General features: G+C 54.4%; 13 protein-coding genes. 4 read left to right on the top strand and 9 right to left on the bottom strand.

Going from position 1 to position 14,011, the window contains the following annotated elements; genetic code table 11:
* Positions 1-24: 24 nt before the first annotated feature.
* The 3 genes from P0D43_RS13980 to P0D43_RS13970 are packed head-to-tail and all read left to right on the top strand — an operon-like array spanning position 25 to position 2,319.
* Positions 25-732, top strand: coding sequence for an ABC transporter permease (locus tag P0D43_RS13980; RefSeq protein WP_159569750.1), 708 nt, complete (start codon positions 25-27; stop codon positions 730-732).
* Positions 725-1,486 carry an ATP-binding cassette domain-containing protein gene (locus tag P0D43_RS13975; RefSeq protein WP_394672710.1) on the top strand — a complete coding sequence of 254 codons (762 nt, stop codon included), beginning with the start codon at positions 725-727 and terminating at the stop codon, positions 1,484-1,486. Before P0D43_RS13980 ends, P0D43_RS13975 begins: the two co-directional genes overlap by 8 nt.
* A 14-nt stretch (positions 1,487-1,500) precedes the next feature.
* A complete protein-coding gene (locus P0D43_RS13970) occupies positions 1,501-2,319 on the top strand; it encodes a substrate-binding domain-containing protein (RefSeq protein ID WP_394672709.1) in 819 nt (272 codons plus the stop codon).
* Positions 2,320-2,322: 3 nt separating this feature from the next.
* On the opposite strand, the gene P0D43_RS13965 is transcribed toward P0D43_RS13970, so the two are convergent.
* The 6 genes from P0D43_RS13965 to aroQ all read right to left on the bottom strand — a co-directional run bounded on the left by P0D43_RS13965 (position 2,323) and on the right by aroQ (position 9,486).
* Complete coding sequence (locus tag P0D43_RS13965) at positions 2,323-2,955, bottom strand: substrate-binding domain-containing protein (protein ID WP_394673732.1); 633 nt, start codon at positions 2,953-2,955, stop codon at positions 2,323-2,325.
* 3 nt (positions 2,956-2,958) lie between these two features.
* Positions 2,959-3,213, bottom strand: coding sequence for a helix-turn-helix domain-containing protein (locus tag P0D43_RS13960; RefSeq protein ID WP_394672708.1), 255 nt, complete (start codon positions 3,211-3,213; stop codon positions 2,959-2,961).
* Entirely contained in the window at positions 3,210-6,350 is a 3,141-nt protein-coding gene (locus P0D43_RS13955; protein ID WP_394672707.1) for an efflux RND transporter permease subunit, read from the bottom strand. Before P0D43_RS13955 ends, P0D43_RS13960 begins: the two co-directional genes overlap by 4 nt.
* Complete coding sequence (locus tag P0D43_RS13950; RefSeq protein ID WP_394672706.1) at positions 6,347-7,534, bottom strand: efflux RND transporter periplasmic adaptor subunit; 1,188 nt, start codon at positions 7,532-7,534, stop codon at positions 6,347-6,349. The genes P0D43_RS13955 and P0D43_RS13950 overlap by 4 nt, the downstream gene beginning before the upstream one ends.
* Before the next feature lie 2 nt (positions 7,535-7,536).
* Complete coding sequence (locus tag P0D43_RS13945) at positions 7,537-8,943, bottom strand: efflux transporter outer membrane subunit (protein ID WP_394672705.1); 1,407 nt, start codon at positions 8,941-8,943, stop codon at positions 7,537-7,539.
* A 111-nt stretch (positions 8,944-9,054) separates the two neighbouring features.
* A complete protein-coding gene (gene aroQ / locus P0D43_RS13940; RefSeq protein ID WP_159569762.1) occupies positions 9,055-9,486 on the bottom strand; it encodes a type II 3-dehydroquinate dehydratase in 432 nt (143 codons plus the stop codon).
* A 138-nt stretch (positions 9,487-9,624) separates the two neighbouring features.
* Between aroQ and P0D43_RS13935 the strand changes: the two genes are divergently transcribed.
* Positions 9,625-10,398 carry a glutathione S-transferase N-terminal domain-containing protein gene (locus P0D43_RS13935; protein WP_394672704.1) on the top strand — a complete coding sequence of 258 codons (774 nt, stop codon included), beginning with the start codon at positions 9,625-9,627 and terminating at the stop codon, positions 10,396-10,398.
* A 494-nt stretch (positions 10,399-10,892) separates the two neighbouring features.
* On the opposite strand, the gene P0D43_RS13930 is transcribed toward P0D43_RS13935, so the two are convergent.
* The 3 genes from P0D43_RS13930 to P0D43_RS13920 form a co-directional block, all read right to left on the bottom strand.
* Positions 10,893-12,017, bottom strand: coding sequence for a beta-ketoacyl-ACP synthase III (locus P0D43_RS13930; RefSeq protein ID WP_341237446.1), 1,125 nt, complete (start codon positions 12,015-12,017; stop codon positions 10,893-10,895).
* A 70-nt stretch (positions 12,018-12,087) separates the two neighbouring features.
* Positions 12,088-13,506 carry a UDP-glucose dehydrogenase family protein gene (locus P0D43_RS13925; RefSeq protein ID WP_394672703.1) on the bottom strand — a complete coding sequence of 473 codons (1,419 nt, stop codon included), beginning with the start codon at positions 13,504-13,506 and terminating at the stop codon, positions 12,088-12,090.
* A 172-nt stretch (positions 13,507-13,678) separates the two neighbouring features.
* A complete protein-coding gene (locus P0D43_RS13920) occupies positions 13,679-13,903 on the bottom strand; it encodes a hypothetical protein (RefSeq protein WP_394672702.1) in 225 nt (74 codons plus the stop codon).
* Positions 13,904-14,011: the final 108 nt, after the last annotated feature.

Below are 14,011 nucleotides of genomic sequence, written 5' to 3'. Positions count from 1 at the left end.
TTATTCCGTAAAAAATGCATATAAATGCAAGATTTCTCTCAAGCCTTTGTACAAGCCTTTACCCTGATCGGGCAAGCTGACCCCACGTTGATCGACATCATTGCTTTGTCGCTTCAAGTCACGTTCACAGCCGTCTCCATTGCATGTTTGCTTGGTTTTCCAATCGGGGCTGCTTTGGCCATTGGCCGGTTTCCAGGGCGAATGGTGCTGGTGGTTTTTCTGAATTCCCTCATGGGTTTGCCACCGGTGGTGGTGGGTTTGGTCATTTACCTGTTTTTATCAGCGGCAGGGCCTTTGGGGTTTCTCCAATTGCTTTACACCCCCACAGCCATGGTGATTGCGCAGGTTGTGCTGGTCACCCCCATTGTGGCGGCATTGGCCCGGCAAGTGATCGAAGACCTGTACGGCGAATACGACGAAATGTTGCGCGCCATGAATGCCAGCCGCATTCAGACCATTTGGACCCTGATTGTGGATGCACGCTATTCCTTGCTGACCAGTGCGTTGGCTGGCCTGGGCCGTGCGCTGGCCGAGGTGGGGGCCGTGATTATTGTGGGGGGCAACATTGCCAATGTAACCCGTGTCATGACCACCACCATTGCGCTTGAGACCTCGAAGGGTGAATTGGCCCTGGCGCTTGGTCTGGGCATTATTCTGATTGTGCTGTCTATTCTCATCAATGCAGGCCTGTTTCTTTTAAAGCAGGGCGCACAGAAGAGGGCCTATGCTTAAGATGAACAGCGACCTGGCGTTACTTGCCCCGCAGAAACCTTTCTCGGGTTTTTTACCGATCCAGTTCGAGGGGGTGCACCTTTCGTTTGGCAAACACCGCATTTTCAGTGATCTGAACCTGAAAATCGACGGGCCGGGCATCACAACCATCATGGGTCCCAACGGCGCAGGAAAAAGCCTGATTTTGCGACTGCTGGCAGGCCTGATTGAGCCCGGCAAAGGATGTGTTCACTTCAGTGGCTTGAATCAAACACCCCGCGATCAAATCGGTTTTGTATTTCAGCGCCCTGTGCTGTTGCGTCGCAGCGTGGAAGCCAACTTGTGGCATGCATTGGCCATTGCTGGTAGTGATCGAAGCCAGCGCCACCTGCGTGCAAATGCTTTGCTTGAGTTGGGGGGTATGCAGCACCTTGCAAAATCGCCAGCGCGAAAATTGTCTGGTGGTGAACAACAGCGGCTTACTTTGCTGCGTGCCCTGGCTGCCAAGCCCGGGTTGTTGATCCTGGACGAGCCCAGCGCCAGCCTGGATCCCCAAGCCACAGCCTTGATCGAAAACATTGTGCTGCGTGCCAGCCAGTGTGGTGTGAAGGTGATCGTGGTGACGCATGACCAAGGGCAGGCAGCTCGCCTGGCCGACGAAATTGTGTTTGTTCACAAAGGCGAAGTGCACGCCACTCAACAAGCGGATGAATTTTTGAAGAACCCCGCCAGCCGAGAGGCCAAGGCTTACCTTGCTGGCGAGTTACTGATTTAAACGAGGAGACCCACGTGCCAAAAAAACTCAGGCTGGCCATTGCAGTGCTGATCAGTGGCCTGTTGGTTCAGGCACACGCCGCCGACAAGTTCATCCTTGTGCAGTCTACAACTTCGACCCAGAACTCGGGTTTGTTTGATCACCTGTTGCCAGTTTTCAAGGCAGAGACAGGCATTGCGGTGCGTGTGGTTGCAGTGGGTACAGGACAGGCTTTGAAAAATGCCCAGAACTGTGACGGTGATGTGGTGCTGGTTCATGCCAAGGCGGCTGAAGAAAAGTTTGTGGCCGACGGTTATGGTGTGAAGCGCACGGATGTGATGTACAACGACTTTGTCGTGGTGGGCCCTGGCAATGACCCGGCTGGTGTGGTGGGCTCCAAGGAGGCCGTGAAATCGTTCAAGGCAATCGCCGAAAAGAAGGCCTTGTTTGCTTCGCGGGGCGATGACAGCGGCACGTACAAAAAAGAAATTGAATTGTGGAAGGCGGCCAATGTGGATGTGAAAGCAGCCAGTGGCAGGTGGTACCGCGAGACCGGCTCGGGCATGGGCGCCACCTTGAATACAGGGGTCGGCATGGGAGCCTATGTATTGGCGGATCGTGCCAGCTGGATCGCGTTTGGCAACAAAAGCAATTTCAGAATCGCAGTAGAAGGAGACCCCACGCTGTTCAATCAATATGGCGTGATCGCGGTGAACCCTGCGAAATGCCCCAATGTGAAAAGCGATTTGGCCAATACCTTTGTGAACTGGATTGTGTCACCGAAAGGGCAGGCTGCAATTGCAGCTTACAAACAGAATGGGCAATCCCTGTTTTTTCCCAATGCACCCAAATAAGGCTTAGGCGTTCCACACCACGGTGCCTAGCGCCGCGGTGTTGTAGCCAGCAAATTCCTGCGCCTTTTTCTGGAACACATCGCTTGCCGTGAATTGCATCAGTGTTTGAAAGGGTGGTTCAAACCAGGCTTTCCGGCACACAATCAAATCAAAATTTTCTTGCTGCGTTGGAACAAAACCAAGGCCGAATTGCAGCGCCAAGGCTTGCAAGCCGGGTGCAGCATCGGCTTTGCCGCTGGCGACAGCTGCAATGGTGTCATTTTCGGTTCGGCAGATTTCGGTGATATTCAGTTGCGCCATGCTCAAATTCTTGTCGCGCAGCAGGTGTTCAAACAGAATCATTCCGCCTGCGCCAGCCTGTCGTGTTGCTACATTCAGCGAAGGCAGACTGGCAACATTTGTAATTCGTTTCGGATTGCCTTTGGCCACGATCAAACCCTGTTGCCGTGTTGCCCAACGCAGTAACACCACATTGTTTTTCGCGAACCGGGCTTGAACGGCATGGGTGTTCCATGTCTCGTCATCTGGACTCAAAACATGCAGGCCGGTGGCCACGGCACCATTGTTTTCGAATACATCGAGCCCGCCCAAGCTGCCATCAAACTGCGTGGCCAAACCACATCCCGATTCGCGTATGGCCTATTCCAGAAGTGGGTCATGGCTGCCGGTCACCACGTTGGGGCGCAATGGTGTTGTTGCGTCGGCAGCCTGTAATTCTCCGGTGCGTATCCAGTGCATCAACGCCGCTTTTGGAAACAGCAATTTGCCAGTGGCTTTGACGCAGGGAATTTCTTGTGCGCTGACCAGGTCGTACAACTTGCGTTCCTTGATGCGCAACAGTTCAGCCACTTCCTTGGTGGTCAAAAACTCGGTGTTGTCCAGACCTGAATTCATGTGGTGCGGGTTTCTTCCAGTTTGGTCAAATCGATTTCATTGGGCTCAAGGCCCGGGCTGGTGCCCAGCAAACGGCGTATATCGTCGACCATCAAATACAGGCAGGGCACTAGCAACAGTGTAATGGCAGTGGCAAACAAAATTCCGTAGCCCAGTGAAATGGCCATTGGGATCATGAACTTTGCCTGGCGCGAGGTCTCAAAAATCATGGGGGCCAGGCCACCAAAGGTTGAAATGGTGGTCAGCATAATCGGTCTGAAGCGCCGCACGCCCGAGGTGCAAATGGCATCGTACGGTGTCATGCCCCCACGCACTTTTTCATTGGCGTGGTCTACCATGACCAGCGAGTCGTTCACGACCACGCCCGCCAAAGCAAGAATACCCATCATCGACACAATGCTGATGCTATAGCCCATCATCAAGTGACCCACAATGGCACCAAATATTCCGAATGGAATCGCGAGCATCACCACGAATGGTTGCAGGTAACTTTTAAATGGAATGGCCAGCAATACATAAATGATCAGAAGTGCCACCAAAAAGCCTTTACCCAAACCAGCCAAGGCCTCCGAGAAGTCTTGCTGGCGACCCGCGAAGCTGTAGCTCAAGCCCGGGTAATCGGCCATCAACTTGGGCATCAATTCTTGCACAGTGGCGTTTTGTACTTGCTGCGCCTGGTTGCGTGGATTCACGTTGGCGGTCACCGAGATGGTTCTGCGGCCATCTCGACGGGTGATGTTGGCCACCGCGCGGGTGTCATCAAACACTACCAGCGAGTGAAGGGGAACCAGCGTGCCTTGTGGTGTGCGAACCAACAGGTCGCGGACATCGGTTTGTGCCGATCGCTCGGTTTCCGGGCGCATCACCAGCACCTTGACCTCGTTGCGGCCACGTTGCTGGCGCAATGCTTCTGAACCAAAAAACGCAGCGCGCACCTGTCGGCCAATTTCGTTGGAGCTTAGGCCCAAACGGCGCGCTTCTTCCTTCAAGGTGAAGCTGAATTGCTCTTTGCCATTTTGAAAACCATCGTCAATTTCAGACACAATGGGGTAGTTGGCCAGTTCACGCGCAAAAGCCTCGCTGGCTTGGCGCAAGGTGTCGACATTGCGGTGGCTTAACTGCACGGTAAAGGCTGGCCCGCTGCCGGGTCCTCCCGAGTCGGCGGCAAAGCGAATGGTTTCCACGCCGGGAATGTTGCCAACATCAAGCCGCCACTGTTCGGTGAATTCCGCTGTGGGCACGGGGCGTACACCTGGCGGTGTCAGGTAGGTTTTAATCGTAATACTGTTTTCATTCACACTGGCGTAAATGCCTGTGCTTTGTCGCTCACCGCCAGTGGCCTCGACGGTTTTCAGGGCGCTGGCCACAATTCGGTCCCGGACCAGATTGACCTGTTCATTGGTGCTGCCCAAGGGCAGTTGTACGCGCACTTCGGATTGATCGGACTCTACCTGGGGAAACAGCTCAAAGCCCATGCGACCGCTGACTGGCCAACTGATGACCAATACCATCAGTGCAATGCCCACGCCCATGGACAGGTATCGATATTCCACACATTTGTGAACAATCGGGGAGTAGCGCAGTTCAATGAACCGGCTGAACCCTTTGGAAAACTTTTGCTGCCAGTTGTGGAATTTGCCCGTACCTTCTTTGCTGTTGGCCAGGTGGGCCGGCAAAATGAAAGTGGCTTCAATCAACGACACCACAAACACCGTGCACACCACCAGCGGAATAACACCCCATATTTTTCCCAAAAAACCAGGTACAAACAGCAAGGGTGCAAACGCAGCAACATTGGTCAAAATGCTGAAGGTGACCGGCACGGCCACATCACGTGCCCCTTGAATGGAGGCATCCAGCAGGGTCATGCCTTGTTGCCGGTACTCGTAGATGTTTTCGCCTGCAACAATGGCATCGTCCACCACAATGCCCAAGGCAACAATGAAGGCGAACATGGAAATCATGTTGAAGGTGACGCCGAACAGGGGCAGCAGCAACATGGCGCCCAGGAAGGCGATCGGAATACCCATGGTGATCCAGAAGGCCAGTTTCCAGTCCAGGAAAATGGTGAGCAAGACCATGACCAATATCAATCCCATGATGGCATTTTTGGCCAACAGGTTTTGCCGTTGTTTGTAGGTGTCTGAACGATCGCTGACCACTGAAATTTCCACACCCTCGGGCATCAAGGGGCGAATTCGCTCCAGTGCCTCTTGCGTGGCTTCGGAAATTCCAATGGGGGTTTGTTCACCAATGCGTGACACTGAAATTTCAATGGATGGCTTGCCATTGAAGGTGGCGTATTTGTCCACATCCTGAAAGCCGTCGCGCACATTGGCAATGTCGCCAAGCTTCAAAGGCGTACCACTGACGGGCGACACAATTGGGAGCGCCGCAAACTCTTTGGCAAAATCGCGTCTTTCCGACACACGCAACAAAATCTCGCCGCTTTGAGTTGAAATACTGCCGCCAGAAACCTCAACCACATTGGCCCGAATGTTGTCGGCGATACCTTGCAGCGTCAAGCCATAGGCGTTGAGTCGGGCTTCGGGTACTTCAACATGAATTTCCTGTTCACGAATTTCGCTGAGGTCAACCTGAGTGATTCCCGGATTTTGCAACAATCCATCGCGCACCTCCTCGGCCAGGTTGCGCAGTGACAATTCATCGGTGTCGCCATGTACCACCAAGGTGACCACGCCACGCTTGCGTGCGGTCAGCGACACATTGGGTACTTCAGCATCGCCAGGGAAGGTGGTGATGCGATCCACCTCTTGCTTGATTCGATCGTACACAGCCTGTGCGTCTTCCGATTCGTCAATCTCGATGAGCACGTTTGCGGCACCTTCATTGGCGGTGGAGTTGACTTCCACAATGCCCTCAATGGCCGATATGGCTTCTTCAACAGCGAGCACAATGCCTTGTTCTACATCTTCAGGGCTGGCGCCTGGGTAGGCCACTGAAACGGTGACCAGGTCGAGTTCAAATTCTGGAAATACTTCCTTGGTCATGTTCATGAAACCAAAGACACCGCCGATCAGGCACACCCACATCAAGATATTGGCGGCCACTGTGTTTTTGGTCATCCAGGCCAGTGGGCCTGAACGGTCTACCCGACGACGACTGGCGGCATTCATTTGGCGGCCTCGTTGGTGCGTTCATTCGTGCTTTCATTCGTTCGAATGGCCATGCGATTCACGGGTGCACCGAGGTTCGATGTGACGATCTCGTCGTCGTTTTTCAAACCTTGATCGATCAAGACATACTCGGCTGAACGGAAGGCAATGTTGACCGGTCGAATGTCGAGTTCGCCGCCGTCGTTTACCCACACCTTGTTGTCATGCACCGAGGACGGCTCAATTTTGAACACATTGTTCAGCTCAATGCCATCGAAGCGCACTTTGACATACTGGGACAGTAGCAAGGGCTGCAAGTTTTTTTCGCGCGTGCGTGGTACTTCCACCAGCACCTGCGCTTGTCGCCCGCTGTCTTGAACACTGGTTTGCAAGCTAAGCACCTTGCCTTTGTGGCAACCTTGCTCGCTGCTGCTTGCATCGCTGGCACACACGGTGGAGCCGGGCTGTTTGCCTTCAGGAAACTTGATCCATTTCAAATCCGACTGGGGTACTGCCACATTGATCCAGTAGGCCTCACTGCTGGCCAGCACACCAAGTGCGGTGGTGGCGCTGACTTGCGCGCCCACGCTTGCTTCACGACTTACCACAACACCATCGAAGGGGGCACGCAACACAGTGCGTTCCAGGTTGACTTTGGCGCGATCAACGCCAGCTTGAGCCGATTGAACTGTGGCCTTGGCGGCTTCCAGCTGCGGCTTGCGCAATATCAGTGCACGTTCACGTTCATCGACATTCATGCCAAGCAATTCGAAATCGGATTGCGCCACCACCTGGTTACCCTGTTCGGTTGTGAGAGTCGACTGTGCCTGGGCCAGTGCAGCCTGGGCTGTTTGTAATTCAATGCGGTAATCGGTGTCGTCCAGCTGCACCAGCACATCGCCTTTTTTAAATGAAGCGCCTGGAACAAACTTTGGGCCAATGCTTTGCACTGCGCCACTAACCCTGGCTTGCAAAGTAATTTGTTGCTCGGGTTCGACGATGCCGTATCCAAGCAAAGTCACGTTGTAGTCCCCGGCTTTGACAGGTGCGGTGGTCACCAGCCGTGCAGTTTTTTCCGGCGGCTTGCGACTGGCCGTGGGGGCTGTAGCCACCAACATTTCTGATCCAATAACACCCAGTGTCACCACACCGACTGCCAGGCCAATTTGCACCCATTTGCGTTTGAAAAAAGTTTGTTGGCTCATGACTACCCTGCTGCTTTAGTTTGTGGAATGCTGCCCGACAAAGCCCTGTACAAGGCAATGCGAAAGCCCACCAATTGTTGTTGTGCATTCACCAGATTCCGCCTTAGCTGACTGGTGCTTTGCTGCGCATCCAGAATGGCCAGGTAATCGACTGTGCCGTTGCGGTAGCCTGCAAACAAGCGGTTCAAGCTGAGTTCAGCCAACTCAAGCTGGCGTTGAAAACTTTCCATTGCGTCGCGTTGTCGGGTTTCCTGAATCAGTGCATTGTCCACGTCGGCCAGCGCATTGATGGCCGCTTCCTGATATTGGGCAACAGCTTGATCCAGCAAGGCCTTTTGGCGCGCTACCTCGGCCGAGCGTGCGCCCCCGTCGAACAGGGGGGCAACCAGGTTGACACTCAAGTTGCGCACCCAGTTGTCGAACAACAAATCGGAATCCCGGGTTTGGTCGCTAAAGCTGGCACGCAGGCTGAGTTGTGGAAACCGGTTTGCAATGGCGGCCGCCACGTTTCGATCGGTGGATAAAACTGTAGACCATGCCTGTTGAACATCCGGACGGCGGTTAAGCAATTCAGCTGGAAAGCCGGTTGCTGGCAATGGGGGCAGGGTGGGCAGATTCTCGCGGTTCAGGCTGATTTTGTTGGGCGGCTGCCCAAGCAACAGTGACAGGCTGTTAAGCAACACGTCGCGATTGGACTGGGCCTGAGCCAGGTTGCCTTGTGCTGACTCGACCAGTTGCCTTTGTTGCAACACATCGGAGGCAAGCGCGCTACCCTGGCGAAAACGCAATTCCACCAGTTTCAGGTTGGTCTTGAAACTGGCCAGTTCTTGCTCAAACAGGCGCACGGTTTGGTCTGCAGCAACCCATTGAGACCAGGTGGTGGCCAGTTGGCCTGCGATGGTTATTCTGGCGGCGTCGAGTTCGTATTGTGTGGCTTGCAGTTGCAACTGAGCAGCCTGGGCGGTGTTACGCACACGCGACCACAGATCAATTTCATAACTGGCCACAAAAGAGGCCGATGTAAACAGCCCGCGGTTGTTGGTGGCTTGCCCCTGAATGCTGGTGCCTTTCACTGTGTTTTCTTGCCGACCAGCATTCAGGGTGAGAGAAGGAAAGAAGCTGGCCTGTGCGGCATCCAGGCTGGCTTGCGCTGCGCGCAGCCTTGCGGCGGTGGCTTCAAGGCTCAGGTTGTCGGCTTGCGCCTGTTTCATCAGTGTGTTGAGTTGTTCGCTGGAAAAACCTGCCCACCAATCTGCCGGGGCTTGCACCGCATTTGGGTTGACCAAGGGTTTGAAAGTGGCGTTCTCAAATCGAGAGTCAATTTCTGGCTTCTTGGACTCAACGGTGGCACAAGCGCCTAGCAGCAGTGCCAATGCAAGGGGCAGCAGGGGTTTGAGGTGGTGCTTCATGGTGTCGTTTTTCTTGTTGAGTGCCCATCAGACCACAGTCTGGGGCTGTTTGTTCAGCTGTTAACTGATCTTTACAAAATTGAACCGGAAATCACCATGCCCCCGCTTTACTTACTTGGACGCGAGGTGCCGCAAGGCGTACACATACCCTTGCCAGCCCAGCCCGCAGATCACGCCTTCAGCCAAGTCCGAGAAATAACTGTTGTGGCGGAAACTCTCACGTTTGTAAATGTTCGACAGGTGCACTTCAATGAACGGAATGGCAACGCCTGCCAGGGCGTCGCGCAGGGCCACGCTGGTGTGTGTGTAACCGGCCGGGTTGATGACGATGCCTGAGATGTCTTCTGTTTTGGCTTTGTGAACGCGCTCAATCAGGGCGCCCTCGTGATTGCTTTGAAAGGTCATCAATTCGAAGCCATCGGTGAAAGCGATATTCTTCAGGGCCTTTTCAATGTCAGCCAAAGTCATGTGTCCATAAATACCGGGCTCGCGCGTGCCCAACAGGTTCAGGTTGGGACCGTTGATCAGCAGCAGTTTTTTCAAGTTTCTTCTCCGGTGCAGGTGTGTTTGAAAAAATAGTAACAAGCAATGCGGCGGGCTAGGGGGTTTCGTCTACACTGCGGACACGTTCGCGCACAAAATAACGACAAATTTCGAACAATTCCAAGACAGAGGCACTCTATGAACACCAATATCGACGCAATTTTTAACTTGTTGGCTGGCACAGCGCGTGGCTGGCGCGGCACGGGGATCACGGCCCGTGCCCGCAAAGCACCAGAAAAAACATTGAAACTGTATGACATCGAGATCAGCCCTTACTGCCGACTGGTGCGTGAGGCTTTGAGCGAGATGGATCTGGATGTGATGATTTTGCCATGCCCTGCAGGTGGCAAGCGGTTTCGCGGCGAGGCGCGCGAGGCGCTGCCTGGTACCAAGTTTCCAATGCTGGTGGATGAGAACACGGGCGTGGTAATGAACGAGTCCGCCAATATCATTGATTACCTGGCCAAAACTTACCAGAGCAAGCTGAAAAGCCAGCAAGGCTTTGGGCGCAAAGTGGCAGTGGGTTCATCGATGCTGGCCAGTTCATTTCAGTACCGAATTGGCGGTTTTCAGGGCATGAAAGCCCGTCCATCCAAAGCGCCAGTTGAGCCTTTGGTGCTTTACAGTTTTGAGTCCAGCCCCTATTCCAAGCCTGTTCGTGCCCGTTTGTGCGAACTGGAAATTCCGTATCTGTTGAAGAATGCGCCCAAAGGAGCAATGACCGATATGGGGCCTCCTGTATTCCGCGACAAGCTGTTCAAAGGCCCCAAAGGCACCACGCGCAACCGGACTTGGTTGGCAGAAAACACTGGCAAGGTGCAGGTGCCTTATTTGATCGACCCGAATACGGGTGTGGCGATGTACGAGTCCAACGACATTTTGCGGTACCTGGATAAGACATACGGCGCGTGAACAGTTTGTTACGCTGGCGAGGGTCTACTTGCAGTCGCTAAGCTAGCCCAAGCGCATGCCCTCTCTCGCCAGAAAACCTGTATTTCCCTTTTTGAGATTCACCCTGACTCACCTCGCTCGGCAAAAGGGCGAGCCGAGTCTCGGTGCCGGCCTTTGGCCGACCGTGGCGGTTGAATTCAAACGGGCAGGGTTTCTTGATCGGCGCTGCGAGGGCATTGCCTCCTGAGCTAGCTTAGCAAATAGGCAGGTGACTTGCGGCGCGTACAAGGCTGGCGTAAAGCAAGGTTTGGGTGCTTCACCGCCTTGCCGGCTTTGCAAGGCTTCCCGGCGGCTTCGCAGCGAGGGGCGATCCGCAGGATCGATGCGAAGACGCTTAAGCGTTTCGCATGCCCCAAGCCAGAGGCATCAAGCCGGATCAGAAGCATTGCTGAGGCAAGGTGATGTGGCACCCACACCGAAGCTTGGCCACGCACGCGCATCACAGCATGCAGCGTTCAGGTCTTGCGAACCACCACACTGCCAATCGAATAACCTGCCCCGAACGAGCAGATCACGCCGACGTCACCACCAGTCAAGTCATTTTTGTGGCGGTGGAATGCGATCACCGAACCTGCAGACGCGGTGTTGGCAAATTCGTCGAGAATCACTGGTGCCTTGTCGGCCGTGAATTCGCTGCTGCCCAACAGTTTCTTGGCGATCAACTGGTTCATGGCCAGGTTGGCCTGATGCAGCCAATAGCGGCGTACATCGGTGGCCGAGCTCAAGCCCAGACTTTGCAAATGAGTGCTCATGTGTTCGGCGGCCATGGGGCACACTTCCTTGAACACCTTTCGGCCCTCTTGCATAAACAGCTTGTCGCGTGCGTTTGGATCTGCGTCTTCCGAGCGGTTCAGGAAACCAAAGTTGTTGCGAATGTTGTTGGAATACTTGGTGGCCAGTTTGGTGCCCAGTACTTCCCAGCTGCCTGGCTTGGCGTCTTCAAGGCGTTGCACAATGACCGCTGTGCACACGTCGCCAAAAATAAAGTGGCAATCGCGGTCCAGCCAAGCCTGGTGGCCCGATGTAATTTCGGGGTTCACCATCAACACAGCGCGCGCGGTGCCGCTGCGCACGGCGTTTACAGCCTGTTCAATACCAAAGGTGGCCGATGAACAGGCCACATTCATGTCGTATCCAAACCCTTCAATGCCCAAGGCTTCCTGAATTTCAATCGCCATGGCCGGGTAGGCGCGCTGCATATTGGATGCGGAACAAATTACCGCGTCAATGTCGGCAGCCGTAAGCCCTGCGTCTTCCATCGCTTTGCGGCCAGCGTCCACAGCAATTTCAGCCATCATGGACAGTTCAGAATTCGGGCGCTCCTTGAAATAGGGGTGAAGGCGGTCCGGGTTCAAAACCCCTTCCTTTTCCATCACATAGCGTTGCTTGATACCCGATGCGCTTTCAATGAAGGCCGAGTTGGAGGGCTGCAGGGGTTGAAGCTCGCCGCTGGCAATCTCAGAGGCGTGTTCTTCATTGAATTTCGCCACGTAGGCGTTGAACGACTCCACCAATTCATCGTTGGTGATGGTTTGGCTGGGTACGAAAAGCCCTGTGCCGCTGATGGCTACCTTGATCATTGCGCTCGTCCTGGGTGGATGATTGTTTGTTTTGTCTCTTGCGCAATGATAAAGGCAAAGGCGTTAAATTTTAAGACGCCAAGCGCATTTGCTCCACGGGCATACCCTGATCGGCAGGTTCGGCCCTGCGCCCAACACCTTCGTAAATCAGGCCGTAGTCGGCCAGCAGCGCGGGGTCGTACAGGTTTCGGCCATCGAATACGGCTTTCTGGCGCAGGGTGCGGCTCAACATCAAAAAGTCGGGGCTTTTGAACATGCGCCATTCGGTACACACAATCAAGGCGTCGGCATTGAACAGGGTTTCTTCCTGGGTTTTGGCGATTTCAAATTCACCCAGCAAGGGGCCGTCTTGCCTGAATGTGGCCAGGTCTTCTTCCATGGCGCGGCGGGCGGTTTCATTGGCCACGGGGTCAAAGGCTTGCACTTTCGCACCGCGAAGCACCAGTTCGGCAGCAATGGTGCGGCTGCTGGCCTCGCGCATGTCGTCGGTTTCGGGTTTGAAAGCCAGCCCCCACATGGCAAAGGTCATGTTGCTAAGGTCTTCACCAAAGCGCTGGATGATCTTCTCGACCAGCACACGCTTTTGGCGCTGATTGCTGTGGTTCACCGCCCGCAAAATCGACAGGTTTTCGCCCGCTTCTTCGCCGGTCTGAATCAGGGCACGAACGTCTTTGGGAAAGCAGGAGCCACCAAAGCCACAGCCTGCATACAAAAAAGAAAAGCCGATGCGGGGGTCTGAGCCAATGCCCGCACGCACTTGTTCAATGTCGGCGCCAATTTTTTCAGCCAGGTTGGCCAGTTCATTCATGAAACTGATGCGGGTGGCCAGCATGGCGTTGGCGGCGTATTTGGTCAACTCGGCTGAACGCACATCCATGCACATCAAACGTTCATGGTGGCGCTGGAATGGCGCGTACAGCGACTTCATCATGCGCAGGGCGCGCTGGCCGGTGGGTGTGTTGTCGGTGCCCAGCACAATTCGGTCGGGGCGCAGAAAGTCGTCAATCGCTGCCCCTTCTTTCAGAAACTCGGGGTTGGACACCACTGTGAATGCATGCAGGGCATTGCGCTGCACCAGCACGCGGCGCACTTCGTCGGTTACACGTTCACCCGTACCCACGGGCACTGTCGACTTGTTGATGACAACCTTGAAGCCATTCATGTGCATGGCAATTTGCTGTGCCACTTTGACCACGTGGCGCAGGTCGGCACTGCCGTCTTCGCGGGGTGGGGTGCCCACGCAGATGAAAATCAGTTCAGCGTGGTTAACGGCATCTGCAATCTGGGTGGTGAACTCCAGGCGTTGCTCACGAATATTGCGCTCGAGCAGTTCATCCAGGCCAGGTTCGTAAATCGGGCTTTGACCGTTTGTAAGTTGGGCAATCTTGGCGTCGTCAATGTCGCAACACAAAACTTTGTTGCCGACTTCGGCCAAACAGGCGGCCGTAACAAGGCCTACATATCCACTGCCAATAATAGAAACGCGCATGTGCTTTGCTTTGATGAGTGATCAATGCGAGCAGTGTGTTGTGGCAGTGTTGCCTGCGTTTGACAGATTTAAGACTGGATTGTGACAGCGGAAGGGGGAACTGCAGAGGATGTAAGGTTGCGGTACAGGTTCGGCGAAGGCGGCAGTGCTTGCCGCCTGTTCACCGCCCGCATTATTGCAAAGTCAGTTTGTTGTTTTGGCTGAAACGGCGCATTTGATGAACCACTGCCAAGGCGACTTGACCTACAACCAAGCAACCAGCAGCCAACAGGTTAGGGCCTTCAAGGCCGGTGCCATTGATGTAATGTACACCTGCGTTGATGGTGAAGCCTGTGGTCAACATGGCCATGAACAACATGCCTGGTGTGCGAACGACTGAGTCGATAAAGTTTTTCATTTTGGTATCCCTTTTCATTTGATGCGAAATTGGGGCTTTCGCTTTAACCCGGCAGACACTTTGTTTGTTCTGCTTGGAATTAATTGTGCACACTTGTGCACTGAAAAT

It is taken from the genome of Limnobacter sp., from assembly GCF_043511195.1.
Classification (GTDB): Bacteria; Pseudomonadota; Gammaproteobacteria; order Burkholderiales; family Burkholderiaceae_B; genus Limnobacter.
This window is presented reverse-complemented; position numbering and strand designations above follow the sequence as displayed.

What these genes read in the sequence shown, in the direction of transcription:
- P0D43_RS13935 (WP_394672704.1), top strand. Translation starts at nt 9,625, where the DNA reads ATGAACACCAATATCGACGCAATTTTTAACTTGTTGGCTGGCACAGCG.
- P0D43_RS13920 (WP_394672702.1), bottom strand. Translation starts at nt 13,903, where the DNA reads ATGAAAAACTTTATCGACTCAGTCGTTCGCACACCAGGCATGTTGTTC.
- P0D43_RS13945 (WP_394672705.1), bottom strand. Translation starts at nt 8,943, where the DNA reads ATGAAGCACCACCTCAAACCCCTGCTGCCCCTTGCATTGGCACTGCTG.
- P0D43_RS13930 (WP_341237446.1), bottom strand. Translation starts at nt 12,017, where the DNA reads ATGATCAAGGTAGCCATCAGCGGCACAGGGCTTTTCGTACCCAGCCAA.
- P0D43_RS13955 (WP_394672707.1), bottom strand. Translation starts at nt 6,350, where the DNA reads ATGAATGCCGCCAGTCGTCGTCGGGTAGACCGTTCAGGCCCACTGGCC.
- P0D43_RS13960 (WP_394672708.1), bottom strand. Translation starts at nt 3,213, where the DNA reads ATGAATTCAGGTCTGGACAACACCGAGTTTTTGACCACCAAGGAAGTG.
- P0D43_RS13950 (WP_394672706.1), bottom strand. Translation starts at nt 7,534, where the DNA reads ATGAGCCAACAAACTTTTTTCAAACGCAAATGGGTGCAAATTGGCCTG.
- P0D43_RS13980 (WP_159569750.1), top strand. Translation starts at nt 25, where the DNA reads ATGCAAGATTTCTCTCAAGCCTTTGTACAAGCCTTTACCCTGATCGGG.
- P0D43_RS13925 (WP_394672703.1), bottom strand. Translation starts at nt 13,506, where the DNA reads ATGCGCGTTTCTATTATTGGCAGTGGATATGTAGGCCTTGTTACGGCC.
- P0D43_RS13975 (WP_394672710.1), top strand. Translation starts at nt 725, where the DNA reads ATGCTTAAGATGAACAGCGACCTGGCGTTACTTGCCCCGCAGAAACCT.